Source organism: Enterobacter sp. DC1, assembly GCF_000568075.1.
In the GTDB taxonomy this organism is placed as follows: domain Bacteria; phylum Pseudomonadota; class Gammaproteobacteria; order Enterobacterales; family Enterobacteriaceae; genus Enterobacter; species Enterobacter asburiae.
On sequence record NZ_AZUA01000005.1, the window covers coordinates 152,307 to 177,250 of the forward strand.

At 59.2% G+C, this 24,944-nt stretch carries 25 protein-coding genes and 1 riboswitch; of the genes, 13 read left to right on the forward strand and 12 right to left on the reverse strand.

What is annotated here, in order from left to right:
- Window positions 1-211 precede the first annotated feature (211 nt).
- Window positions 212-688 carry a kinase inhibitor gene (locus tag P346_RS06435; RefSeq protein WP_032661206.1) on the reverse strand — a complete coding sequence of 159 codons (477 nt, stop codon included), beginning with the start codon at window positions 686-688 and terminating at the stop codon, window positions 212-214.
- A gap of 48 nt (window positions 689-736) precedes the next feature.
- Window positions 737-2,026: an adenosylmethionine--8-amino-7-oxononanoate transaminase gene (bioA, locus tag P346_RS06430; protein ID WP_407044823.1), complete on the reverse strand. Its 1,290-nt coding sequence runs from the start codon at window positions 2,024-2,026 to the stop codon at window positions 737-739.
- Window positions 2,027-2,112: 86 nt separating this feature from the next.
- Here bioA and bioB point away from each other — a divergent pair, with 86 nt between their 5' ends.
- Genes bioB through bioD form a run of 4 tightly spaced genes read left to right on the forward strand, consistent with a single transcriptional unit; the run spans window position 2,113 to window position 5,740 of the window.
- On the forward strand, window positions 2,113-3,153 hold the full coding sequence (gene bioB, locus P346_RS06425) for a biotin synthase BioB (protein ID WP_032641628.1): 1,041 nt from the start codon (window positions 2,113-2,115) through the stop codon (window positions 3,151-3,153).
- On the forward strand, window positions 3,150-4,307 hold the full coding sequence (bioF, locus tag P346_RS06420) for an 8-amino-7-oxononanoate synthase (protein ID WP_032661212.1): 1,158 nt from the start codon (window positions 3,150-3,152) through the stop codon (window positions 4,305-4,307). The genes bioB and bioF overlap by 4 nt, the downstream gene beginning before the upstream one ends.
- Window positions 4,291-5,046 carry a malonyl-ACP O-methyltransferase BioC gene (bioC, locus tag P346_RS06415; protein WP_032661221.1) on the forward strand — a complete coding sequence of 252 codons (756 nt, stop codon included), beginning with the start codon at window positions 4,291-4,293 and terminating at the stop codon, window positions 5,044-5,046. The genes bioF and bioC overlap by 17 nt, the downstream gene beginning before the upstream one ends.
- Entirely contained in the window at window positions 5,039-5,740 is a 702-nt protein-coding gene (bioD, locus tag P346_RS06410; protein WP_193743815.1) for a dethiobiotin synthase, read from the forward strand. The genes bioC and bioD overlap by 8 nt, the downstream gene beginning before the upstream one ends.
- Here bioD and P346_RS06405 read toward each other — a convergent pair.
- Window positions 5,703-6,425: an ABC transporter ATP-binding protein gene (locus P346_RS06405; protein ID WP_032661226.1), complete on the reverse strand. Its 723-nt coding sequence runs from the start codon at window positions 6,423-6,425 to the stop codon at window positions 5,703-5,705. The genes bioD and P346_RS06405 overlap by 38 nt on opposite strands.
- A gap of 752 nt (window positions 6,426-7,177) precedes the next feature.
- On the opposite strand from P346_RS06405, the gene uvrB reads away from it, so the two are divergent.
- Window positions 7,178-9,193: an excinuclease ABC subunit UvrB gene (gene uvrB / locus P346_RS06400; RefSeq protein WP_029742168.1), complete on the forward strand. Its 2,016-nt coding sequence runs from the start codon at window positions 7,178-7,180 to the stop codon at window positions 9,191-9,193.
- Between the two features lie 72 nt (window positions 9,194-9,265).
- Here uvrB and yvcK read toward each other — a convergent pair whose 3' ends face one another.
- Window positions 9,266-10,174, reverse strand: a complete 909-nt coding sequence (gene yvcK / locus P346_RS06395) for a uridine diphosphate-N-acetylglucosamine-binding protein YvcK (protein WP_032661228.1) — start codon at window positions 10,172-10,174, stop codon at window positions 9,266-9,268.
- A gap of 225 nt (window positions 10,175-10,399) precedes the next feature.
- Window positions 10,400-10,533, forward strand: a riboswitch (molybdenum cofactor riboswitch).
- On the opposite strand from yvcK, the gene moaA reads away from it, so the two are divergent.
- The 6 genes from moaA to P346_RS06365 all read left to right on the forward strand — a co-directional run bounded on the left by moaA (window position 10,521) and on the right by P346_RS06365 (window position 14,000).
- Window positions 10,521-11,510: a GTP 3',8-cyclase MoaA gene (gene moaA / locus P346_RS06390; RefSeq protein ID WP_032661231.1), complete on the forward strand. Its 990-nt coding sequence runs from the start codon at window positions 10,521-10,523 to the stop codon at window positions 11,508-11,510. Its footprint overlaps the riboswitch before it by 13 nt.
- 24 nt (window positions 11,511-11,534) lie before the next feature.
- Window positions 11,535-12,047 carry a molybdenum cofactor biosynthesis protein B gene (gene moaB / locus P346_RS06385; RefSeq protein WP_024908761.1) on the forward strand — a complete coding sequence of 171 codons (513 nt, stop codon included), beginning with the start codon at window positions 11,535-11,537 and terminating at the stop codon, window positions 12,045-12,047.
- Between the two features lie 3 nt (window positions 12,048-12,050).
- On the forward strand, window positions 12,051-12,536 hold the full coding sequence (gene moaC, locus P346_RS06380; RefSeq protein ID WP_032661234.1) for a cyclic pyranopterin monophosphate synthase MoaC: 486 nt from the start codon (window positions 12,051-12,053) through the stop codon (window positions 12,534-12,536).
- On the forward strand, window positions 12,529-12,774 hold the full coding sequence (gene moaD, locus P346_RS06375) for a molybdopterin synthase sulfur carrier subunit (protein ID WP_023334974.1): 246 nt from the start codon (window positions 12,529-12,531) through the stop codon (window positions 12,772-12,774). The genes moaC and moaD overlap by 8 nt, the downstream gene beginning before the upstream one ends.
- Window position 12,775: 1 nt before the next feature.
- Window positions 12,776-13,228 (forward strand): molybdopterin synthase catalytic subunit MoaE, encoded by a 453-nt coding sequence (gene moaE, locus P346_RS06370; RefSeq protein WP_032661238.1) that lies wholly within the window; start codon window positions 12,776-12,778, stop codon window positions 13,226-13,228.
- A gap of 64 nt (window positions 13,229-13,292) precedes the next feature.
- Window positions 13,293-14,000, forward strand: coding sequence for a Bax inhibitor-1/YccA family protein (locus tag P346_RS06365; RefSeq protein WP_029742164.1), 708 nt, complete (start codon window positions 13,293-13,295; stop codon window positions 13,998-14,000).
- A gap of 89 nt (window positions 14,001-14,089) precedes the next feature.
- Here P346_RS06365 and P346_RS06360 read toward each other — a convergent pair whose 3' ends face one another.
- From P346_RS06360 to P346_RS06350, 3 genes are read right to left on the reverse strand one after another with little or no spacing between them, the layout of a single operon-like run.
- Entirely contained in the window at window positions 14,090-15,052 is a 963-nt protein-coding gene (locus tag P346_RS06360; RefSeq protein WP_032661241.1) for a lysylphosphatidylglycerol synthase domain-containing protein, read from the reverse strand.
- Window positions 15,052-16,290, reverse strand: a complete 1,239-nt coding sequence (gene clsB, locus P346_RS06355) for a cardiolipin synthase ClsB (protein WP_032661244.1) — start codon at window positions 16,288-16,290, stop codon at window positions 15,052-15,054. The genes P346_RS06360 and clsB overlap by 1 nt, the downstream gene beginning before the upstream one ends.
- A complete protein-coding gene (locus P346_RS06350; protein ID WP_023334979.1) occupies window positions 16,287-17,048 on the reverse strand; it encodes an endonuclease/exonuclease/phosphatase family protein in 762 nt (253 codons plus the stop codon). The genes clsB and P346_RS06350 overlap by 4 nt, the downstream gene beginning before the upstream one ends.
- 133 nt (window positions 17,049-17,181) lie before the next feature.
- On the opposite strand from P346_RS06350, the gene P346_RS06345 reads away from it, so the two are divergent.
- Window positions 17,182-17,592 (forward strand): YbhQ family protein, encoded by a 411-nt coding sequence (locus tag P346_RS06345; RefSeq protein ID WP_014883088.1) that lies wholly within the window; start codon window positions 17,182-17,184, stop codon window positions 17,590-17,592.
- Here P346_RS06345 and P346_RS06340 read toward each other — a convergent pair.
- The 5 genes from P346_RS06340 to cecR all read right to left on the reverse strand — a co-directional run bounded on the left by P346_RS06340 (window position 17,554) and on the right by cecR (window position 23,282).
- Window positions 17,554-18,660 (reverse strand): ABC transporter permease, encoded by a 1,107-nt coding sequence (locus P346_RS06340; RefSeq protein WP_023310860.1) that lies wholly within the window; start codon window positions 18,658-18,660, stop codon window positions 17,554-17,556. The two genes, P346_RS06345 and P346_RS06340, sit on opposite strands and share 39 nt — an antisense overlap.
- A gap of 97 nt (window positions 18,661-18,757) precedes the next feature.
- On the reverse strand, window positions 18,758-19,891 hold the full coding sequence (locus P346_RS06335) for an ABC transporter permease (protein WP_032661247.1): 1,134 nt from the start codon (window positions 19,889-19,891) through the stop codon (window positions 18,758-18,760).
- Complete coding sequence (locus P346_RS06330; protein WP_032661250.1) at window positions 19,881-21,620, reverse strand: ATP-binding cassette domain-containing protein; 1,740 nt, start codon at window positions 21,618-21,620, stop codon at window positions 19,881-19,883. The genes P346_RS06335 and P346_RS06330 overlap by 11 nt, the downstream gene beginning before the upstream one ends.
- Window positions 21,613-22,608 carry a secretion protein HlyD gene (hlyD, locus tag P346_RS06325; RefSeq protein ID WP_032661252.1) on the reverse strand — a complete coding sequence of 332 codons (996 nt, stop codon included), beginning with the start codon at window positions 22,606-22,608 and terminating at the stop codon, window positions 21,613-21,615. The genes P346_RS06330 and hlyD overlap by 8 nt, the downstream gene beginning before the upstream one ends.
- Window positions 22,605-23,282, reverse strand: a complete 678-nt coding sequence (gene cecR / locus P346_RS06320; RefSeq protein WP_032661255.1) for a transcriptional regulator CecR — start codon at window positions 23,280-23,282, stop codon at window positions 22,605-22,607. Before cecR ends, hlyD begins: the two co-directional genes overlap by 4 nt.
- 207 nt (window positions 23,283-23,489) lie before the next feature.
- Between cecR and rhlE the strand changes: the two genes are divergently transcribed.
- Complete coding sequence (gene rhlE, locus P346_RS06315; protein ID WP_029739818.1) at window positions 23,490-24,875, forward strand: ATP-dependent RNA helicase RhlE; 1,386 nt, start codon at window positions 23,490-23,492, stop codon at window positions 24,873-24,875.
- The last annotated feature ends 69 nt before the right edge of the window (window positions 24,876-24,944 follow it).

Genomic DNA, 24,944 nt, shown 5'->3' on the forward strand with positions numbered 1-24,944 from the left:
AATGCAGGCCGGGTAAGGCGAAGCCGCCACCCGGCTTTTTTTATGCGCCAGGCGATGCAGCTCCTGGAAGAGGGGCGGCTGGTGGGACTGTTACCTTCGGTGCTGTGATTTTTACCCTCACCCTAACCCTCTCCCACAGGGAGAGGGAATTGCCAGGTTTTCTCCCTCTCCCTGTGGGAGAGGGCCGGGGTGAGGGCATCAGCCCGCACGATTATGAATACATCGCCGTAATCGACGCGTTCCCCAGCGAATGGAAATGCACGTTAAACCCGACCATCGCGCCGCTCGCCCCTTCATCGACCTCAATCTTCTCCACATCCAGCGCGTGCACCGTGAAGATATAGCGGTGGGTTTCCCCTTTTGGCGGCGCCGCGCCGCCGTAGCCCGCTTTACCAAAGTCGGTGCGCGTCTGAATGGCGCCTTCAGGCAGGGCAACCAGGTCTGAACCGGAACCCTGTGGCAGCACGCGCGTGTCGGCAGGCAGGTTCGCCACAATCCAGTGCCACCAGCCGGAGCCGGTAGGCGCATCCGGGTCGTAGCAGGTCACGACAAAGCTTTTGGTTCCGGCCGGAACCTCGTCCCACGCCAGGTGCGGGGAGATATTGTCTCCCTGATACCCCATGCCGTTGAATACGTGACGTTCCGGCAGTTTTTCACCGTCGCGCAGATCTTTACTGATGATTTTCATACGGTTTACCCTCGTTGATCGCTCGTTCAGCAAGTGTAATGCATAGGGTTACATCGTGAAATGCGCGGGAATGTTAACGGCTGTTACAACCGCGTCGGTTAATTTACGCAGCTGCTCCGGCGTAATGCTGTACGGCGGCATCAGGTAGATAAGCTTGCCGAAAGGCCGCACCCAGACGCCCTGCTCAACGAAGAAGCGCTGCAGCGCCGCCATATTCACCGGATGGGGGGTTTCAATCACGCCGATGGCACCCAGCACGCGCACGTCCGCCACGAAATTCGCGCCCGTGGCGGCGCTCAGCTCGTCTTTCAGCTGCGCCTCAATCGCCGCAACCTGCGTCTGCCACTCGCCGCTCTCCAGAATGGCCAGGCTTTCGCTTGCGACGGCGCAGGCCAGCGGGTTGCCCATAAACGTCGGGCCGTGCATAAAGCAGCCCGCCTCGCCGTCGCTGATGGTGTCGGCAACGTGACGGGTCGTGAGCGTGGCGGAGAGCGTCATGGTGCCGCCGGTCAGCGCTTTACCCAGACACAGAATATCCGGCGCAATGCCCGCATGCTCGCAGGCAAACAGCCTGCCGGTGCGGCCAAAGCCGGTGGCGATCTCATCGGCAATCAGCAGAATGCCCTCGCGGTCGCACATCTTGCGAATACGCCTCAGCCATTCCGGATGATACATCCGCATTCCGCCTGCGCCCTGCACAATCGGCTCCAGGATCACGGCGGCGATTTCATGGCGGTGCGCCGCCATCAGCCGCGCGAAGCCGACCATGTCCATCTCGTTCCACTCGCCGTCGAAACGGCTCTGCGGGGCAGGGGCGAACAGGTTTTCCGGCAGATAGCCTTTCCACAGGCTGTGCATCGAGTTGTCCGGATCGCACACCGACATCGCCCCGAAGGTATCCCCGTGATAGCCGTTGCGGAAGGTGAGGAACCGCTGGCGCGTTTCGCCCTTCGCGTGCCAGTACTGCAGCGCCATTTTCATCGCCACTTCCACCGCCACGGAGCCGGAATCGGCCAGGAACACGCACTCCAGCGAGTCGGGCGTCATCGCCACCAGACGACGGCATAAATCCACCGCGGGCTGATGGGTGATTCCGCCAAACATCACGTGCGACATCTGGTCAATCTGCGCCTTCATCGCCGCATTCAGGCGCGGGTGGTTGTACCCGTGAATGGCCGCCCACCACGAAGACATCCCGTCAACGAGCTGTTCGCCGCTGGCGAGGTGCAGCTCGCAGCCGTGGGCCGAGGCCACCGGATAGACGGGAAGGGGGCGAGTGGTGGAGGTGTAAGGATGCCAGATATGCTGCTTGTCGAAGGCGAGATCGTCCTGGGTCATAATCGACTTGTAAACCATTTTGAAAAGTTTTAGGTTTACGAGTATAAACCGAACCGAAAATTAACAAAACCCTTTGGAGAAGCCCGATGGCTCACCACGCACGCTGGACGATGTCGCAAGTTACTGAATTATTCAACAAACCTTTCCTTGAGCTGATGTTCGAAGCCCAACAGGTACATCGTCAGCACTTCGATCCCCGCCATGTTCAGGTCAGCACGCTGCTGTCGATCAAAACCGGCGCCTGTCCTGAAGACTGCAAATATTGCCCGCAGAGCGCGCGCTACAAAACCGGTCTCGAATCCGAACGGCTGATGGAAGTGGAGCAGGTGCTCGACTCGGCGCGCAAGGCGAAAAACGCCGGCTCGACCCGCTTCTGCATGGGCGCGGCGTGGAAGAACCCGCACGACCGCGACATGCCGTATCTGGAGCAGATGGTGAAGGGCGTGAAGGAGATGGGCCTCGAAGCCTGTATGACGCTCGGCACGCTGAACGACGAGCAGGCGCAGCGCCTCTCCGCGGCGGGGCTGGACTACTACAACCACAACCTCGACACCTCGCCGGAGTTTTACGGCAACATCATCACCACGCGTACCTATCAGGAGCGTCTGGACACGCTGGATAAGGTGCGTGACGCGGGGATCAAGGTCTGCTCGGGCGGTATTGTCGGCTTAGGTGAGACGGTGAAAGACCGCGCGGGCCTGCTGCTGCAGCTGGCAAACCTGCCGACCCCGCCGGAAAGCGTGCCGATCAACATGCTGGTGAAGGTCAAGGGCACACCGCTGGCGGATAACGACGACGTGGATGCGTTTGATTTTATTCGCACCATCGCGGTGGCGCGCATCATGATGCCGACCTCTTTCGTGCGCCTCTCCGCCGGTCGCGAGCAGATGAATGAGCAGACCCAGGCCATGTGCTTTATGGCCGGAGCCAACTCCATCTTCTACGGCTGCAAGCTGCTGACCACGCCGAACCCGGAAGAGGACAAAGACGTTCAGCTGTTCCGCAAGCTGGGGCTTAACCCGCATCAGACCGAGGTGCTGACGGGCGATAACGAGCAACAGCAGCAGCTGGAGCAGCAGATTTTCAACGCCGACACCGACCAGTTCTACAACGCGGCAGCCGTATGACCTGGCAGGCACGCATTAATACCGCGCTGGACGAACGCCGGGCGGCAGAGGCGTTTCGCGTTCGCAGGGTGGTGGAAAACGGCGCGGGCCGTTTTCTTACCCGCGAGGGGCGGCAGTTTTGTAATTTCTCCAGCAACGACTATCTCGGGCTGAGCCAGCATCCGGCCATCGTCCGCGCCTGGCAGCAGGGTGCGGAGCGGTTTGGCGTGGGCAGCGGCGGTTCGGGACACGTCAGCGGATACACCACGGCGCATCAGGCGCTGGAAGAAGCGCTTGCCGACTGGCTCGGCTACCCGCGCGCGCTGCTGTTTATCTCCGGCTTTGCCGCCAATCAGGCGGTCATTACCGCCCTGATGGAAAAAGAGGACCGCATTGTCGCTGACCGCTTAAGCCACGCCTCGCTGCTGGAGGCGGCAAATTTAAGTCCGGCGCAGCTGCGCCGCTTTGCCCATAACGATGCGGGGCAGCTTGCTGCGCTGCTGGATAAACCCTGCGACGGACAGCAGCTGGCTGTCACGGAAGGGGTGTTCAGCATGGACGGCGACAGCGCGCCGCTTGCTGCGCTGCACGAGGCCGCAAAGCGGCAAAACGCCTGGCTGCTGGTAGACGATGCCCACGGTATTGGCGTGATGGGCGACGAAGGCCGCGGCAGCGCGCATCAGCAAAACGTGAAGCCGGAACTGCTGATTGTCACCTTCGGCAAAGGCTTTGGCGTCAGCGGCGCCGCCGTGCTGTGCAGCGAGTCCGTCGCCGACTATCTGCTGCAGTTTGCCCGACACCTGATCTACAGCACCAGCATGCCCCCGGCGCAGGCCGTGGCGCTGTCTGCGTCGCTGGCGGTGATCCGCAGCGCAGAAGGGGATGAACGTCGCCAGCGGCTGGCAGAGCATATCTCCCGCTTCCGCCAGGGGCTAGCGGCGCTGCCCTTCCACAGTCCCGATTCGCAGAGCGCCATCCAGCCGGTGATTGTCGGCGAAAACGGCCGCGCGCTGGCGCTGGCACAGGCGCTGCGCGAGCGCGGCATGTGGGTGACCGCCATTCGCCCGCCAACGGTCCCGCCGGGTACCGCGCGGCTGCGTTTAACCCTGACGGCGGCGCATGAAGCACGGGATATCCAGACGCTGCTGGAGGCGCTCCATGTTGCCGGTGAATAAACAGGCCGTTGCGGCGGCATTTGGTCGGGCCGCGCAGAGCTATTCGCAGCACGACGAACTGCAGCGTCAGAGCGCGCAGGGGCTTCTGGCCGCGCTTGGCGAGAACCGCTTTTCGCAGGTGCTGGACGCCGGCTGTGGTCCCGGCAGCAACAGCCGCTACTGGCGCGGGGCGGGAAGCCAGGTCACGGCTATCGACCTCTCAGACCAGATGCTCGACGAGGCGCGTCAGCGGCAGGCAGCGGATCGCTATCTGCTGGCCGATATCGAGGCGATCCCGCTGGCGGATGCGCAGTTCGATCTGGTCTGGAGTCATCTGGCGGTCCAGTGGTGCAGCAGCCTGCCGCAGGCCTTACGCGAGCTTTATCGCGTGGCGCGACCGGGCGGAAAGGTGGCCTTTACCACCCTGCTGGAAAGTTCGCTGCCGGAGCTAAATCAGGCGTGGAAAGCGGTGGATGAGCAGCCGCACGCAAACCGCTTTTTATCGCATGATCAGGTGACGCAGGCGCTGGCAGGCTGGCGCTACCGCAGCACGGTGCAGACCATCACCCTCAATTTTAGCGATGCGCTCAGCGCCATGCGCTCGCTGAAGGGCATCGGGGCCACGCACCTGCACGCCGGGCGGGAGAAAAAACCGCTGACCCGGGGCCAGCTGCAGCGTCTGGAGCTGGCCTGGCCGCAGCAGCGGGGACATTTCCCGCTCTCTTATCAACTTTTTCATGGGATTATCGAACGTGACTGAACGTTATTTTGTCACCGGAACGGATACGGAAGTGGGCAAAACGGTGGCCAGCTCGGCGCTGCTGCAGGCGGCACGACTGATCGGAAAAAACACCGCCGGATATAAGCCCGTCGCCTCAGGAAGCGAGATGACGGCGGAAGGGTTACGCAACACCGACGCGCTGGCGCTCCAGCGTAACAGCACGCTTGAACTCGCCTATTCAGCGGTCAATCCGTACACCTTTGCCGAGCCGACCTCGCCGCACATCATCAGCGCTGACGAAGGTCGTCCGATCGATTTCGCGGTGCTGTCAGCCGGGTTACGGACGCTGGAAGGCCAGGCCGACTGGGTGCTGGTGGAAGGCGCAGGCGGCTGGTTTACGCCGCTTTCGGACACGCAGACGTTTGCTGACTGGGTGCAGGCCGAGCAGCTTCCGGTCATTCTGGTCGTCGGCGTCAGGCTGGGCTGCATCAATCACGCCATGTTGACCGCGCAGGCCGTACAGCAGGCCGGGCTGACGCTGGCGGGCTGGATAGCCAACGACGTGGTTGCGCCGGGTAAACGACACCAGGAGTATCTGGCGACGCTCAGGCGCGTACTTCCCGCCCCGTGCCTCGGGGAAATTCCCTGGCTTGCTGACGGCGTGGAAAATGCCGACACCGGGCGTTATCTCGATCTCAGCGTCTTGCTTCCCGCGACATCCAGTGCGCGATAAGCTCGTCATCCAGTTCGTTAACGTGGCCCTGCGCCACGTTACGCCCGCGATAGAGCATGCAGAAACGGTCCGCAACGCGGCGGATAAACGACAGCTGCTGCTCCGCTAGAAGCACCGTCATACCTAACTCCCGGTTTAAGCGCGCCAGCAGCTGCCCCAGCTTCTGGGCGAAGCTGTGTCCCGCGCCGTGCAGGGGTTCATCGAGGATCAGCAGGTGCGGACGGTTCACCAGCGCGTTAGCCAGCGCCAGCTGATACTGATCGTCCGGAGAGAGCGTATTGGCGCGGGCCTGCCGCAATGCGTAGAGCGCCGGGAACAGGTCGTAAACGTCACTTTTCGCCTCCGGGTTGGGTTTCCCCATCGCCCGCATGGCGATATGCAGATTCTCCTCAATCGTTAGCTGGGAGAAGATCCGCCTGTCCTGCGGGACATAGCCTATCCCCGGTCCTGAGCGCTGCTCTGGCGGCAGGTTAAGCAAATCACGCGGCGGCGCGCCCGCCTCATGCCAGATGATGCTGCCGCTTTCAACGGGCACTCTCCCGGCGATGCAATTCATGAGGGTGGTTTTCCCCATCCCCGGCAGGCCAACGACGCCTGTACACATCCCTTGCGGAAAATCCAAATTCACGTTCCATAGCGTATGTTGGCTTCCGTAAAACTGATTCACAGCACGCAGACTCAACATCTTTTTCTCCTTAAAAATGTGTGTAGGTGAGGCTCGTGTTTGAATCTGCAAAACCCCTGCCAGAAACCGAAAAGTGTTCAAAAAAATAGCTTTTTTAGGAATAAATCACCGGAAAGCGGTTTATAAAAAAACGGATTGCACATCGACGGTGCTGGAGGTGGTGAGTTGTGGTGCAGAACCCGAAATGATGAAAATGTGAGCAAGATCCCATCGGTTGGTTATGAATGACGCAACTGTTAATCATCAAAAAATAGCTATAAAAATTTTTTACTGCCGTCTCGTGGGAAAAACCGGGAATTTGCCGAGCGCCAGTCTGCATGGGCTGGAAGCAGTTATCCACTATTCCTGTGGATAACCATGTGCATTAGAGTTAGAAAACACGCGATAAGCGAGAGAAGACGCGGCTTACGCCCAAATTGGCGCGAAACGCGGCTTTAGAAAATATCGTTTATTATTTAATTGCTTAGATAAAAGCAATTCCCGTCATGAAAGTGTCACCGGTTGCCACAAAACTATCATTACCTGGCTTGACAAATGTTAAAAAAGAAAAAGTTCTGGGGATAACCTGACCTGACTGGTGTTTTATATTGTCACAGTCCAAATTTTGGCCGTTATCCCACCAATCATTCAGGCGCTATGCTAAATATCCTGACATGCTACTGGTTTTTCATCCAGTGTTTTTTACTGGCATTCCTGGCAACAACGAGTAAAATTACTCACCTGCCGCTTTTAACGTCATCAGGTTGTCGCCCATGAGTAAACCGTTCAAATTGAATTCTGCTTTCCGTCCATCTGGCGATCAGCCTGAGGCGATCCGTCGTCTGGAAGAGGGGCTGGAAGACGGGCTGGCGCACCAGACGCTGCTGGGGGTAACCGGCTCGGGTAAAACGTTCACCATCGCCAACGTGATTGCGGATCTCCAGCGTCCAACGATGGTGCTGGCACCCAACAAAACCCTGGCCGCACAGCTTTACGGCGAGATGAAAGAGTTCTTCCCGGAAAATGCGGTGGAGTATTTCGTCTCCTACTACGATTACTACCAGCCTGAAGCCTACGTACCGAGCTCTGACACCTTCATCGAGAAGGACGCGTCGGTGAACGAACACATCGAGCAGATGCGTCTGTCGGCCACCAAGGCGCTTCTGGAGCGTCGCGATGTGGTCGTCGTCGCATCGGTTTCCGCGATCTACGGTCTGGGCGATCCGGATCTCTATCTCAAGATGATGCTGCACCTGACGCAGGGGATGATCATCGACCAGCGCGCGATCGTTCGCCGTCTGGCGGAGCTGCAGTATGCCCGTAACGATCAGGCGTTCCAGCGCGGCACCTTCCGCGTACGCGGAGAGGTGATCGACATCTTCCCGGCGGAATCGGACGATATGGCGCTGCGCGTCGAGCTGTTTGACGAAGAGGTTGAACGCCTGTCGCTCTTCGACCCGCTGACCGGACACGTTGAGTCGGTGATCCAGCGCTTTACCATCTACCCGAAAACGCACTACGTGACGCCGCGCGAGCGTATCGTGCAGGCGATGGAAGAGATCAAAGTGGAGCTGGCCGAGCGCCGTAAGGTGCTGCTGGCGAACAATAAGCTGCTGGAAGAGCAGCGCCTCAGCCAGCGCACCCAGTTCGACCTTGAGATGATGAACGAGCTGGGCTACTGCTCCGGCATTGAAAACTACTCGCGTTTCCTCTCCGGGCGCGGGCCGGGCGAGCCGCCGCCGACGCTGTTTGATTACCTTCCGGCAGACGGTTTGCTGGTGATCGACGAATCCCACGTCACGATCCCGCAGATCGGCGGGATGTACCGCGGTGACCGCGCGCGTAAAGAGACGCTGGTGGAGTACGGCTTCCGCCTGCCGTCGGCGCTGGATAACCGCCCGATGAAGTTTGAAGAGTTTGAGGCGCTCGCGCCGCAAACCATTTACGTCTCGGCCACGCCGGGCAACTACGAGCTGGAGAAATCCGGTGAAGACGTTGTCGATCAGGTTGTGCGTCCAACGGGTCTGCTCGACCCCATTATTGAAGTTCGTCCGGTGGCCACGCAGGTGGACGATCTGCTCTCTGAGATCCGCGCCCGTTCCGCCATCAACGAGCGCGTGCTGGTGACCACGCTCACCAAGCGCATGGCGGAAGACCTCACCGAGTATCTCGAAGAGCACGGCGAGAAGGTGCGTTATCTGCACTCGGATATCGACACCGTGGAGCGCATGGAGATTATCCGCGACCTGCGTCTGGGCGAGTTTGACGTGCTGGTGGGGATCAACCTGCTGCGAGAAGGTCTGGATATGCCGGAAGTCTCGCTGGTGGCGATTCTGGATGCGGACAAAGAGGGCTTCCTGCGTTCTGAACGCTCCCTGATCCAGACCATCGGCCGTGCGGCGCGTAACGTCAACGGTAAAGCGATTCTGTACGGGGACAAAATCACCCCGTCGATGGCGAAAGCGATTGGCGAAACGGAGCGCCGCCGCGAGAAACAGCAGCGCTATAACGAAGAGCACGGCATCACACCGCAGGGTCTGAACAAGAAGGTGGTGGATATTCTGGCGCTGGGTCAGAACATTGCCAAAACCAAAGCGAAAGGCCGCGGCAAGGCGCGTTCAGTGGTGGAAGAAGATACCGTCGTGCTGACGCCGAAAGCGCTGCAGCAGAAAATCCACGAGCTGGAAGGGCAGATGATGCAGCACGCGCAGAACCTGGAGTTCGAAGAGGCGGCGCAGATCCGCGACCAGCTACATCAGCTGCGGGATCTTTTCATCGCGGCATCGTGAGTAAAGCAATGTTTTCTCCCTCTCCCTGTGGGAGAGGGCCGGGGTGAGGGCATCAGGCCACACAAAACGAACCTAACCCAGCGCCTGAATCGCCTTCTCCAGCGCCTCGCGCAGCAGGTGACGGTCATGACGATATTTAATGTCACTCGCTTCCAGCGGCTCCTGCACCACCACGCGGTCGCCAATATCCGACACATCCACCTTCGGCCCCACCACGACGCCGTCGATGATTTTTTTACCGACGTACTGCTCCATTAAATCCAGCTTGTCCGCCAGCGACAGGCTCGCCGCCGCCGGGCTAAGCTCACGTCCCAGGTTACCGATGTAAACCATCGGGGCAGGGGTGCGGCGCAGCGCCTGCGCCAGCTCTTTCACCAGCAGAATGGGCATCAGGCTGGTGTAAAAACTGCCCGGGCCGATCAGGATAAGATCCGCTTCTCCGATGGCCTCCACCGCTTCTCGCGTGGCGGGTACGCTCGGATAGGTCATTAACTCCGTGGGCGGCAGGAGGAGCTGGTCAATATTCACCTCGCCGTAAACTTCATGCCCTTCGGCGTCGATTGCCATCAGGTCAACCGGTTGTTCTGACATGGGGATCAGGAATGCGTCCACTTTGAGCAGATTACGGATTAAGTTGATGGCTTCCAGAGGCCTAACGCTCAGGTGATCTAGCGCCTTTAACATCAGATTTCCGAGGTTATGGCCGGAAAGTTCGCCATTACCGCCAAAACGGTACTCAAACATCGCCGACGCGACGCTTGGCTCGGTAATTAACTGGTTCAGGCAGTTGCGCATGTCTCCCCAGGCGATACCGCCTTCGGCACGACGAATGCGCCCGGTTGAGCCGCCGTTGTCGGTGGTGGTCACTATCCCTGTCAGCCTTGAGCCGAGTGACGACAAAGAGGACATAACCCGGCCTAAGCCGTGTCCTCCGCCAAGAGCGACCACTCGGTCAAGATCCGCAAAAGTGCGATTGCGCATACGTATTCCTTATCACGTTCGATCGCGTAACAGTAACCTAACTACCCCTAAAAGACGATGCCTCACCCGACGCAAAATGACGTATATCAATGTGAAAATGCGGTTTTTAGGTATTCTGTAGCGAAAAAGCAGGAACGATTCGCTATATAGGTGATTATATAGCGAAAAGCGATAATGGCGTCGTCAGAATTTCCGCGCTACTATCGCCCTAACCACGTTTTCAAAATTGAAAACATACACTCTAGCCCTTGTGCCTGTGTCGAAAGATATGGCGCTCTGGCCGTGGCGAATTTGCCACCAGGGTACAGAAAGAAATGACTGTGCCTCCCGATCTGGAAAGGTGTACATGGCTTCACAACTTACTGATGCTTTCGCGCGTAAGTTTTATTACTTACGTCTGTCGATTACCGATGTGTGCAACTTCCGCTGCACCTACTGCCTGCCCGATGGCTACAAACCGGGCAGCGTCACCAATAACGGCTTTCTCTCCGTGGATGAAGTGCGCCGCGTCACGCGCGCCTTCTCTGAGCTCGGCACCGAAAAAGTGCGTCTGACCGGCGGCGAACCCTCTCTGCGCCGCGATTTCCCCGACATCATTGCCGCCGTGCGTGAAAACGAACGTATCCGCCAGATTGCGGTGACCACCAACGGTTACCGCATGGCGCGCGACGTGGCGAACTGGCGCGATGCGGGGCTGACGGCGATCAACGTCAGTGTCGATAGCCTGGATGCCCGTCAGTTCCACGCCATTACCGGGCAGGATAAATTTCAGCAGGTCATGGACGGTATCGACGCGGCATTTGCGGCCGGGTTCGAGAAGGTCAAAGTCAACACGGTGCTGATGCGTGATGTGAACCATCATCAGCTCGATACCTTCCTGGCGTGGATCCAATCCCGCCCCATTCAGCTGCGCTTTATTGAGCTGATGGAAACCGGCGAGGGCAGCGAGCTGTTCCGTCGTCATCACATCTCCGGTATGGTGCTGCGCGACGCGCTGCTGAAGCGCGGCTGGATCCACCAGATCCGCCAGCGCAGCGACGGCCCGGCGCAGGTCTTCTGCCACCCGGATTACGAAGGTGAGATTGGGCTTATCATGCCCTATGAGAAAGACTTCTGCGCCAGCTGCAACCGCCTGCGCGTCTCCTCCGTTGGCAAGCTCCACCTTTGCCTGTTCGGCGACGGCGGCGTGAACCTTCGCGATCTGCTGGAAGACGATGCGCAGCAGGACGCGCTTGAAGCACGCATTTCTGAAGCGCTGACGCATAAAAAACAGACCCACTTCCTGCATCAGGGCAATACCGGCATTACTCAGAACCTGTCCTACATCGGCGGGTAATCAGGCTTAAGAAGGAATCAGAAGATGAGTCAGGTAAGCGCAGAATTTATCCCGACACGCATTGCTATCCTTACCGTTTCCGACCGCCGTGGCGAAGAGGATGATACCTCCGGCCACTGGCTGCGCGAGGCGGCTCATGACGCGGGGCATCACATCGTCGATAAAGCGATCGTGAAGGAGAACCGCTACGCCATTCGCGCTCAGGTTTCGCAGTGGATTGCCAGCGATGAGGTGCAGGTGGTGCTGATTACCGGCGGCACCGGCTTTACCGCAGGCGATCAGGCCCCCGAAGCGCTTATCCCGCTGTTCGACCGCGAGGTGGAAGGCTTCGGCGAAGTGTTCCGCATGCTCTCCTTTGAAGAGATTGGTACCTCTACGCTCCAGTCGCGCGCCGTTGCCGGGGTGGCTAACAAAACCCTGATTTTCGCCATGCCGGGTTCGACCAAAGCCTGCCGCACCGCGTGGGAAAACATCATCGCCCCGCAGCTGGATGCCCGTACCCGTCCGTGTAATTTCCATCCCCATTTAAAGAAATAAGCTATGCCACAACTGACCCACATTAACGCCGCCGGTGAAGCGCATATGGTGGATGTTTCCGCCAAAGCCGAAACGGTGCGCGAGGCGCGCGCGGAAGCGTTCGTCACTATGCTGCCGGAGACGCTGGCGATGATTATCGACGGCAGCCACCATAAGGGCGACGTCTTTGCCACCGCCCGCATTGCCGGTATTCAGGCCGCCAAGCGCACCTGGGACTTAATTCCGCTGTGCCATCCGCTGATACTGAGCAAGGTGGAAGTGAACCTTCAGGCGCAGCCGGAGCATAATCGCGTGCGCATTGAGTCACTCTGCCGCTTAACCGGCAAAACCGGCGTGGAGATGGAGGCGCTGACGGCGGCCTCAGTTGCCGCGCTGACCATCTACGACATGTGCAAAGCGGTGCAGAAAGATATGGTGATTGGCCCGGTTCGCCTGCTGGCAAAAAGCGGCGGCAAATCCGGTGATTTTAAGGTGGACAGCCATGATTAAGGTGCTCTTTTTTGCGCAGGTGCGCGAGCTGGTGAATACCGACAGCCTGACGCTGGACGCGTCCTTCGAAAACGTCGCCGCCCTGCGCGCGCATCTGGCGGCGCAAAGCGACCGCTGGGCGCTGGCGCTGGACGAAGGCAAGCTGCTGGCCGCCGTTAACCAGACGCTGGTGGAGTTCACCCATCCGCTGAAGGAAGGCGATGAAGTGGCCTTCTTCCCGCCGGTAACGGGGGGCTAAGATGGCTGAGACCCGAATTCTGGTCAGCCCCGAGCGTTTTAACGTGGGGACCGAATACAGCTGGCTGGCGGAACGCGATGAAGACGGCGCGGTTGTCACCTTCACCGGCAAAGTGCGTAACCACAACCTCGGCGACAGCGTGAAGGCACTGACGCTGGAGCACTATCCGGGGATGACCGAGAAATCGCTGGCGGAGATTGTCGACGAGGCGAGAGGCCGCTGGCCGCTTGGCCGCATCACGGTGATTCACCGCATCGGCGAGATGTGGCCCGGCGAGGAGATTGTCTTCGTCGGGGTGACCAGCGCACACCGCCGCAGCGCGTTTGCGGCAGGGGAGTTCATTATGGATTACCTCAAAACCAAAGCGCCGTTCTGGAAGCGCGAAGCCACGCCGGAAGGCGACCGCTGGGTGGAATCTCGCGACAGCGATAAACAAGCCGCCAGCCGTTGGTAGTCGGTTTACGTGGATGTGTTAATCTTAACGTGTGTGTCTACTTAAACTTAATCAGGAGTGAATCATGGACCGATTTCCGCGTTCCGATTCAATAGTACAGCAGACCCGTAGCGGCCTGCAGACGTATATGGCTCAGGTGTACGGCTGGATGACGGTTGGTCTGCTGCTTACCGCGTTTATCGCGTGGTATGCGGCAAACACGCCTGAACTGATGATGTTTATCTTTTCCAGCAAAATCACCTTCTTTGGGCTGATTATCGCGCAGCTGGCGCTGGTGTTTGTGCTTTCGGGTCTGGTGCAAAAGCTCAGTGCCGGAATGGCGACTACGCTGTTTATGCTCTATTCGGCGCTAACGGGGCTGACGCTTTCCAGTATTTTCATCGTCTACACCTACTCTTCCATCGCCAGCACCTTTGTGGTGACCGGTGGGATGTTCGGCGTGATGAGTCTCTACGGTTACACCACGAAGCGCGATCTGAGCGGTTTAGGCAGCATGCTGTTTATGGGGCTGATTGGGATTGTGCTGGCGTCGCTGGTAAACCTGTGGCTGAAGAGCGACGCGCTGATGTGGGCCGTGACCTACATCGGGGTGGTGATCTTCGTTGGGTTGACGGCGTATGACACCCAGAAGCTGAAAAACATCGGCGAGCAGATCGACGTACGCGACAGTTCAAACCTGCGCAAATACGCGATCCTGGGCGCGCTGACGCTGTATCTGGACTTCATCAACCTGTTCCTGATGCTGCTGCGTATTTTCGGCAACCGTCGTTAAGGTTGCTTTGCCGGGTGGCGGCTTCGCCTTACCCGGCCTACGAAGCGCGAACCGTAGGTCGGGTAAGGCGAAGCCGCCACCCGACTTATTCACTTCGCTAACATCCTCTCATTCTTCGCTCTCAGCTTCTTCGCCCGACTCTCCAGCACCAGATAACAGACCGTTGCCAGCGCCAGCGGCAGGAAGTAATACAGCATGCGGTATGCCAGCAGGGCGGCGATAATCGTTCCCTGAGAGACATGCTCCCCGGCCAGCAACGCGATAAACACCGCCTCCAGCACGCCGATCCCCGCCGGAATATGCACAATCACGCCCGCAATACTGCTCACCAGCAGCACGCCCAGCACGAAGAAGTAGTTCACGTCCTCGCCAATCAGCAGCCAGATAATGGCCCCCATCGCCATCCAGTTGGCGCTGGAGACTGCCATCTGCAGCACCGCAAACTTCCACGAGGGCAGCACCAGCTTTTGCCCTTTAATGGTCATATGGCGGCGTTTAGCAAACGCGCAGGCCCAAAGATAAACGGCGATAATCAGCAGCAGTACGATGCCCAGAATGCGCAGCGTGGCCTCATCGATATACCAGTGCGCGGGCAGCTGCACCACGCCGATGGTGAAGATCACCCCGCCGAGCAGAATATAGCCCAGCCAGTTGGTGGTGATGCTTAACGAGAAAATGCGCGTGATGGTCCCGCCCGGCAGGCCGAGCCGCGAATAAAGGCGATAGCGCATGCCGATGCCGCCGACCCAGGTGCTCAGCGTCAGGTTAAAGGCGTAGCAGATAAACGACACCAGCATAACCTGACGTTTGGCCAGCTTGTGGCCGCAGTAAGCGCGGCCCAGCAGGTCATAGCAGCCGTACATCAGGTAGCTCACAATAACCAGCCCTACAGCACCCAGCAGCACCATCCGGTTATAGTTGCGGATGACTTTCCACACCTCTTCCCAGTCAACTTTCTGCGCGTAGACCACCAGCAGAACCGCGACCGCAATAAAAAATAGCCAGGTCAGGATCTTTTTTGCCAGCCGCCAGCGCGGATGCGATTTCGACATCAGGGTTTGCCTCCGTCTTCCGCTTCAATACGGTCCTGGGTTTCCATTTCGGGTTGTACCGGCGGGTCCACCTGCGCAAGCTTAGGCGTATGCGCCGGCAGCCAGCCGACCATGGCCGGGAAATGACGCAGAAAGTGGAACACCACCACGCTGATGCCCAGATTCCACCAGGTGCGTTTGGGAACCATGGATTCGTCCACGCGCACGCTGTCGTTAACGATCAACGCCTGCAGGTTATCCCGCAGGGTCTGGTTAAACTGGCGATCGTGAATGATCAGGTTGGCTTCAAGGTTGAGCGATAAGCTCAGCGGATCGAGATTGCTGGAGCCTACGGTTGCCCAGTGATCGTCCATCAGCGCCACTTTGCCGTGCAGCGGTCGGCGGCGATATTCATAGATCTGTACGCCGCCCTTCACCAGATAGTTATACAGCAGCCGCGCGCCGACTTTGACTATCGGCATATCCGGCTCGCCCTGCACAATCAGCTTCACGCGTACCCCGCGCCGGGCCGCATTGCGCATGGCGTGCAGCAGACGATAGCCGGGGAAAAAGTAGGCGTTAGCAATAATCACTTCGCGCTTCGCGTTGGCGAGCATCTTGAGATAATGACGTTCAATGTCGTCACGGTGCTCGCCGTTATCCCGCCAGACGAAAAGCGCCTGCGCTTCGCCGGGCTTGCGGTTCTCTTCCGGGCGATGGCGGCGTCTCCACCAGCGGCGAACGGCCTCTTTACCCGGCAGGTTCTCCAGCTCAAAGAGCAAAATGTCCTGCACCACCGGGCCTTCAATGCGAATGGCGTAGTCCTGCTTTGCCTCCGGGCCGTAGTCGGACATATGCTCAGCGGAATAGTTAATGCCGCCGACAAACGCCACCGTCTCGTCCACCACCACAATTTTGCGGTGCATCCGGCGGAAAAGATTGGTACGCATGCCGAACAGGCGAGGGCCGGGATCGTAGTAGCGGAACACCACGCCCGCGGAGGTCAATTCATTGACGAACGCATCGCTGAGATCCGGCGAGCCATAGCCATCAAGCAGCACTTCAATTTTGACGCCGCGCCGGGCGGCGCGCAGCAGCACGCCGTGCAGCTGCTTGCCCACGTTGTCTTCGAACCAGATAAAGGTTTCGAGGATCACCTTCTGCTGAGCGTTATCAATCGCTTTAAACACGGCCGGGTAGTACTCGTCCCCGTTGACCAGCAGCGTGATCCGGTTGCCTTCCTGCCAGGAACATTTCATAGGTGGATCTCCGCGCTGAGCGGGGCGTGGTCGGAAAGATGTCGCCAGTTAAGGAGCGCCAGAGCGGTCGGGCTGCTGGCGTGTGCATTTTTCACGTAGATGCGGTCAAGCCGAAGCAGCGGGAAACGGACCGGGAAGGTGCGCGCAGGCCTGCCGTTGGCGCGAGTAAAAATCTCCTCCAGTCCGGCATCCACTTTCAACGGATGGTTTGCCCGCTGTCGCCAGTCGTTAAAATCGCCCGCCACCACCACAGGTTCACCTTCAGGAAGCGCGTTGGCCCATTCGGCCAGCATTTTCAGCTGCGCCTGACGATGGGCTTCGCGAAGGCCCAGATGAACACAGCCGACATGCACAGGTCGCTCGAGGTCGGGCGGAGTAATACGGCAGTAAAGCAGGCCGCGTTTTTCGCTTTCCCCGACGGAAACGTCGCGGTTTTCGTAATGTTCAATGGGGTAGCGGGACAGCACCGCGTTCCCGTGATGCCCTTCCGGGTAGACCGCGTTGCGGCCGTAGGCGTAATCACTCCACATGGTGTCGGCCAGAAATTCATAGTGCGGCGTGTCGGGCCAGTTCTCAAAGTGGAGCGGATGCACTTCGTGTGCGCCCATCACCTCCTGCAGGCAGACAATATCCGCGCTGACGGTGCGTACCGCGTCGCGCAGCTCCGGTAAAATGAAGCGGCGGTTAAATGCTGTGAAGCCCTTATGAATGTTTATCGTCAGCACCTTAAGCGAGAAATGCTGCATTTTTTGAGTCATAAGCTCCTTCCTGAGTGACTATCCCAATGAAAATAAAGTGTAGACGTCGTCACAAAAAGATGCGGCGTTACGGAATTTTCCGTAAAGTGCGGTAGTCTGATTAAGCAGATAAAAATCCTTCAGGAGAGAAGCCATGAAGTGGCAACAACGTGTTCGTGTCGCAACTGGCCTGAGTTGCTGGCAGATAATGTTGCATTTACTGGTCGTGGCCGTACTGGTGATGGGCTGGATGAGCGGCACGCTGGTGCGTGTTGGCCTGGGGCTATGCGTCCTTTATGGCGTCACCGTGCTGTCGATGCTGTTCTTACAGCGCCACCATGAAGCGCGCTGGCGCGAGGTGGGTGATGTGCTCGAAGAGCTCACCACCACCTGGTATTTTGGTGCGGCGATGATCGTGCTTTGGCTGCTGTCGCGCGTGCTGCAAAACAACCTGCTGCTGGCCCTGGCGGGTCTGGCAATCCTCGCAGGGCCTGCGGTCGTCTCGCTGCTGACCAAAGAGAAAAAGCTACGCAATGTTGCGTCTAAACATCGCGTACGCCACTGAGCCCGTCGTGGCCGCAATCACCAGTAGCGGCCACAAACTACCCCAGACAATATCCAGACTCGCATCCTTCAGATAGATTTGCTTGGTGATGTCCGTAAAGTGCCGAATCGGGTTTACCCACGTCAGATCCTGTAGCCACACCGGCATGTTCTCGACGGGTGAAACATAACCCGAGAGCAAAATCGCGGGCATCATAAAGACGAATACCCCGATAAACGCCTGCTGCTGCGTCGAGCAGAGCGCTGAGATCAGCAGTCCAAACCCCACCAGCGACAGCCCGTAAATCACCATCGTGAAGTAAAACAGCGCCAGCGAACCGGCGAACGGGATCTGGTAGGCCCAAATACCGACTCCCAGCACGATGGTGGCCTGGAACGTCGCGACGATCAGCGCCGGAACCGCTTTGCCGACGAAAATTTGCCAGGTGGCGAGCGGGGAGACCAGCAGCTGGTCCAGCGTGCCCTGTTCGCGCTCGCGGGCGACGGACAGGGAGGTCACGATCATCACCCCGATAGTGGTGATCATGGCGATCAGCGACGGCACCACGAACCACTTGTAGTCCAGATTCGGGTTGTACCAGTTACGCACCACCAGCTCGCTGTTGTTGGGCTTCGGTTTGCCCTCCATCAGCTCCTGCTGGTAATCCTTCACCACCTGCTGCAGGTAGTTGGCGGCTATCTGGGCGCTGTTGGAGTTACGCCCGTCGAGGATCAGCTGCATCGGCGCGGTCTGGAAGGTATCCAGATTGCGGGAGAAATCCGCCGGGAACCGCACCAGCAGCAGCGCTTTTTGCGTGTCGATGGTGGGCTGGATCTCCTGCGGGCTTTTCAGCAGCAGGATGTGGGTAAAGGCTTTCGCGCGGGCAAAACGCTGCGTTAGCTCGACGGAATGTTTGCCGTTGTCTTCGTTGTAAATGGCGATGGTGGCGTTGGTCACCTCAAGGGTGGCGGCAAACGGGAACAGTAAAACCTGGATCAGCACCGGCAAGACCAGAATGGCGCGGGTTTGCGGCTCGCGCAGCAGGGATTGCAGCTCTTTGCGTATCAACGTCCATAATCGGTGAAACATCGCATCGTCCTCCAGTCGGGTGGCGCTTGCGCTTACCCGACCTACAAATCGTAGGCCCGGTAAGCGTAGCGCCACCGGGCGAAATATTTGCACGGTGTTAATCTAACCGCCGTTTGGTTTTCATCCACGTCAACCCGATAAACATCACCGCCGACGCCATTAAAAACAGCGTGTTGACGATCAGCACCACCGGAATATTCCCCGCCAGGAACAGGCTTTGCAGCGTGCTCACGAAGTAGCGCGCCGGAATGACATAGGTCACGGCGCGGATCACCGCAGGCATACTGTCTATCTGGAAGATAAACCCGGACAGCATAATCGACGGCAGAAAAGCGGCGTTCAGCGCCACCTGCGCGGCGTTGAACTGGTTGCGGGTGATGGTGGAGATGAGCAGCCCCATGCCCAGCGTGCTGAGTAAAAACAGGCTGGTGATAAAGAACAGCACCACCAGCGAGCCGCGATACGGCACGCCGAGGATAAAGACCGAGACAAGCATACAGAGCAGCATCGCCAGCATGCCGAGGAAGTAGTAGGGGATGAGCTTGCACAGCAGCAGCTCGACGCGCGTCACTTCGGTAGAAAGCAGCGCCTCCATGGTCCCGCGCTCCCACTCGCGGGCGATCACCAGCGAGGTCAGGATCGCGCCGATTACCGTCATGATAATCGTCACCGCGCCCGGAATAATAAAGTGCTGGCTGATGGCGGCGGGGTTAAACCAGTAGCGCGTCTGCACGTCGATGAGCGGTTCAAACGTCTCGCCCCGGTCTTCCGCGCGCTGCATCTGCCAGAGCTGCCAGATCCCCTCCGCGTAGCCCTGCACGAAGTTGGCGGTGTTCGGCTCGCTGCCGTCGGTAATCACCTGGATTGGCGCATCGGTATTTGCCCGCGCCATATTGGCGGCGAAATCCACCGGAATGACGATCAGACCGCGAATTTTTCCGGCCTGCATTTTCTGGATCAACTCCTGCCGGCTGTCGCTGATGGTGGCGTCAATATAGGGCGACCCGGTCATGGCGTGAGTGAAGTCCAGCGCCTCTTCGCTCTGCTGCTCCAGCAAAATCCCGACCCGCAGCTTGCTGGAGTCCAGGTTAATGCCGTAGCCAAAGATAAACAGCAGCAGCAGGGGGATCACCACCGCGATCAGCCAGCTGCTGGGGTCACGCACGATCTGCCGCGTCTCTTTAACGCACAGCGCGCGCACCCGGCGCCAGGAAAGGGCATTACTGCGCATGGGCATTCTCCTTATCCCAGTCGTGGATGAGGGTGATAAACGCCTGCTCCATGGTTGGGTCCGGGACCTCATCGTCGGCGGCCTGGTTTTTCAGGTCGTCCGGGGTACCGTGGGCAATCAGCTTGCCGCGATACACCAGCCCGATGCGGTCGCAGTACTCCGCCTCGTCCATGAAGTGGGTGGTCACCATTACGGTCACCCCTTTTTCCACCATGCTGTTGATATGCAGCCAGAACTCGCGGCGGGTAATGGGGTCAACGCCCGAGGTCGGCTCATCCAGAAACAGAATATCCGGCTCGTGCATCAGCGAGCAGGCCAGCGCCAGCCGCTGCTTAAAGCCGAGCGGCAGCTCGTCGGTGGCGTGGGAGGCGATGTTGGTTAAGGCGAAGGCGTCGCTCATGCGGCGGATTTTTTCGTTCTGCGCCCGCCCGCGCAGGCCGTACACGCCGGAGAAAAAGCGCAGATTCTGCTCGACCGTCAGGTTGCCGTACAGGGAAAACTTCTGCGCCATATACCCGAGATGCTGGCGCGCCTTGCCGGAGCTGACCTTCAGGTCCATATCCAGCACCAGCGCCTTGCCGGACGTCGGCACCAGCAGGCCGCACATCATCTTAAAGGTGGTCGATTTTCCCGCGCCGTTCGGCCCGAGCAGGCCAAAAATCTCCCCGCGTTTTACCGCAAAATTGACGTTATCGGTGGCGGCGAAATCCCCGAACTTTTTGGTGAGGGATTTGGCTTCAATCACCGTTTCGCCCGGCGTGCCTTCCACCGTATGCAGAATGGCGGCAAGCGGCGACTCTGACGTACCCGCGCCGCCCAGCAGGTCGATAAACGCGTCCTCAAAGCGCGGCGCGGTCTCTTCCATCTCGATCTCAGGCATGCCTTGCGCCTGGCGAACGTCGTCGGCGGTGGCCTCTTTTTTGAGAATAATGCGCACCGAGCGGCCCTGGATCATCCCGTCGCTGACCTGCGGCAGCCTGAGCACCCGCTGCAGCAGCCTGCGGTTGGACTCCTGCGGGCTGTGCAGCAGGAAGCTGCGCCCGGCCATGCTCTGCGTCAGCGTCGTCGGCTCGCCCTGATAAAGCAGTTCGCCTTCGTTCATCAGCAGCACGTCCCGGCACTGTTCCGCTTCGTCGAGGTAGGAGGTGCTCCAGAGGATCAGCATCCCGTCGCCCGCCAGCTCGTGCACCATCTGCCACAGTTCGCGGCGGGAAATCGGGTCAACGCCGACGCCGGGCTCGTCCAGCAGCAGCACTTTCGGCTCGCCGACCAGCGTGCAGGCCAGCCCCAGCTTCTGCTTCATCCCGCCGGAGAGCTTGCCCGCCAGCCGGTCGGTGAACGGGCCGAGGGAGGTAAACTCCAGCAGACGCGCGAAGGTTTTCTGTCGCGTTTCGCCGGTGACGCTGCGCAGGTCGGCGTACAGGTTCAGGTTTTCCATCACCGTCAGGTCTTCGTACAGGCCAAACTTCTGCGGCATATAGCCGAGCATGGCGTGGAGCGCGCCGTCGTCTTTTATCGGGTCAAGACCGAGCACGCTGGCGCTTCCTTCATCCGGCTTGAGCAGCCCCGCCAGCATCCGCATCAGCGTGGTTTTCCCCGCGCCGTCCGGGCCGACCAGCCCGGTCACGTAGCCTTTCTGGATGGTGCAGTTCAGCGGCGCGACGGCCGGTTTGTCCATTCCCGCGAAGCGTTTGACCAGATTGTTGAGCTGAATAACCGCGTCATTCATGTCGTTCCCCGCTGTCTACTTTTACGGTGACAGGCATGCCCTGACGCAGCGCGTCGTCCGCATCGGTCACGATGATGCGCAGGCGATACACGAGGTCGGTACGCAGGTCCGGTGTTTCAACGGTTTTCGGCGTGAATTCGGCGGTGGGGGAGACAAAGCCCACTTTGCCGTGATACGGCTTGTCCGGGCGACCGTCGGTATAGAGCAGCAGCTCGCGGCCCGGCTGCATCTGGCCGAGGTTCGGCTCGTCAACGTAGGCGCGTACCCAGACCGGGCGGGTCAGGGATAGCGTTAAGACGGTGCTGCCCGCGCTGAGCATGCTGCCCGGCTCCACGGCGCGGGTCATCAGCATACCGTCAGACGGCGCGATTAAGGTGGTGTCGTGCAGATCCAGCTCAGCCTGAGCCAGCTGCGCCTGCGCCTGTTCAAGGCTGGCTTTCGCCTGGGCGATATCCTGCGGGCGGTTACCGGTGTGGTACTGGCTTAATTTATCCTGCGCGGACTTCAGCGTTGCCTGCGCCTGGTCGCGGGACGAGCGCGCATTTTCCAGATCGTTGGCGGAAATGGTGCGGCTTTTCCACAATCCCTGTTGGCGCGCGTAGAAGTTCTGCGCGTAGTCATAGGCGGCTTGCGCCTGCTTAACGGCGGCGGCGGCCTGGGCGATCTCTTCGTCGCGATAGCCTGCCAGCATCAGGTCATACTGCGCCTGGGCGACGGACACCCCCGCTTTGGCCTGCATCAACGCGTTCTCATAGGGCGCTTTATCCAGCATTCCCAGCGTCTGCCCGCTTTTAATGGCATCGCCTTCGTCCACGTTCAGCGAGGCGAGACGTCCGCCCACGCGGAAGCTCATGTTCACCGTGCGAATATCCACGTTACCGTACAGCGTCAGGCCTTTATCCTGATGGCTCTGATACCACAGCCATCCACCGACTCCAGCGGCAAGCAAAACAACAACCACCAGAATGATGGCGACAGGTTTTTTCATGACTTCAGGCTCCTTTGCGTTAAGCCTTGCAGGATCAGATCGACGTGACAGGCGATCACCTTGCTAATCTGCGCGGCTTTATCCTCATCAAATTGTGTCCAGCCGGTGCGTAACAGGATGGTTTCCCTGCCCAGACGAAAGGCAAGGATTTCACCCAGCAGGGCGTGGGTATGCAAAACCGTCTCGGTATCACTGGCGTCCCGCCCGGTATAGGCGGCGATCAGCCGGGTCAGGTGCGAGTGCATTGGCTCAATCACCCGATCGTGTACCCGCTGGTAGGCGACGGTCGGGGAGAGCTGCTCCCGGGAGATAAACTTGCTCAGGTTGAGCGTATCGTCGTGCGTCAGCAGGCGGATCATATCGTGGCAGGCATTGAGAATAAGCTGGCGAACGGCGGCGCGATCGGGCGACGGCTGGTCGAGCAGCGCGGTGGCTTCCTCAACGTGCGGGTGAAACTGCGTGCCGATAAAATCGGCGATCCACTCGGCGCAGGCGAGGTATAAATCCTCTTTTGAGCCAAAATAGTAGGTAATAGCCGCAATGTTCTGCCCGGCCAGCGCGGCAATATCGCGCGTGGTTGCATGCAGCCCATACTCACCAAACTGCGCCAGCGCGGCGGCGATAAGCTGATTTTTGGCCTGTTCACCTTTGGTTGTTGTGGGTGTCGTATTCATGGCGGCATTAAGAATTAATCAATCGATTGATTAAGATTATGCCTGATTCACGCTAACGTCGAGGGAACGCTGAGGGATATTTTATGCGCTACGTCACAAAAGCTGCTACACTCCGCTCCTTCGCGACATTGTGGTTTTTGTCCTCCCCTATTCGTTATATCTCCCTGAAAACTACACCTGTGATGGTCGGGGCGGTTCGGAGTTTTTATGTCTTTTGATTCCCTTGGCCTGAACCCGGAAATTCTGCGCGCGATCGCAGAGCAGGGCTACGTTGAGCCAACCCCAATCCAGCAGCAGGCTATTCCTGCCGTCCTGCAGGGCCGTGACCTGATGGCCAGCGCCCAGACCGGCACCGGTAAAACCGCGGGCTTTACGCTGCCGCTGTTAGAGCTGCTGGTAAAAAACCAGCCGCACGCCAAAGGCCGTCGTCCGGTTCGTGCCCTGATCCTGACCCCAACCCGCGAGCTGGCGGCGCAGATTGGTGAGAACGTGCGTGACTATAGCCGCTATCTCAACATTCGCTCGCTGGTGGTTTTCGGTGGCGTCAGCATCAACCCGCAGATGATGAAGCTGCGCGGCGGCGTGGACGTACTGATAGCAACGCCGGGCCGTCTGCTGGATCTCGAACACCAGAACGCGGTGAAGCTCGATGGCATTGAAATTCTGGTGCTGGACGAAGCCGACCGCATGCTCGACATGGGCTTCATCCACGATATTCGTCGCGTGCTGGCCAAGCTGCCCGCGCGTCGTCAGAACCTGCTCTTCTCCGCGACCTTCTCCGACGAGATCAAAGCGCTGGCGGAAAAGCTGCTGCATAACCCGCTGGAAGTGGAAGTGGCGCGCCGCAACACCGCCTCTGAGCAGGTGACGCAGCACGTTCACTTTGTGGATAAAAAGCGCAAGCGGGAACTGCTCTCCCAGATGATCGGTCAGGGTAACTGGCAGCAGGTGCTGGTCTTTACCCGCACCAAGCACGGCGCTAACCATCTCGCGGAGCAGCTGAACAAAGACGGCATTCGTAGCGCCGCCATTCACGGTAACAAGAGCCAGGGCGCGCGTACCCGTGCGCTGGCGGACTTTAAATCCGGCGATATCCGCGTGCTGGTGGCGACCGACATCGCTGCCCGTGGCCTCGACATTGAAGAGTTGCCGCACGTGGTGAACTACGAGCTGCCAAACGTGCCGGAAGATTACGTTCACCGTATCGGCCGTACCGGCCGCGCGGCGGCAACCGGTGAAGCGCTCTCTCTGGTCTGCGTGGACGAGCACAAGCTGCTGCGCGACATCGAGCGCCTCCTGAAGAAAGAGATCCCGCGCATCGAAACCCCGGGTTACGAAGTGGATCCGTCGATCAAAGCCGAGCCGATTCAGAACGGTCGTCAGGGCGGCGGTGGACGTGGTCAGGGCGGCGGCGGTCGCGGTCAGCAGCCGCGTCGTGCCGAAGGCGGCGCGCCGAAATCATCCGGCAAACCGCCGCGTCGTAACAACGACAGTAAACCGGCGGGGGAAAACCCGTGGCGCAGCGGCGAAGGGAAACCGGCAGGAGAAGGGCAGCGTCGACGCCGCCCGCGCAAGCCTGCTAACCCGCAGTAATCTGGAAGCCCGGTCGTAAAGCCGGGCTTTTCTTTTTGCGGCAGCGAAGAGAAAGTGCCACAATAGTGG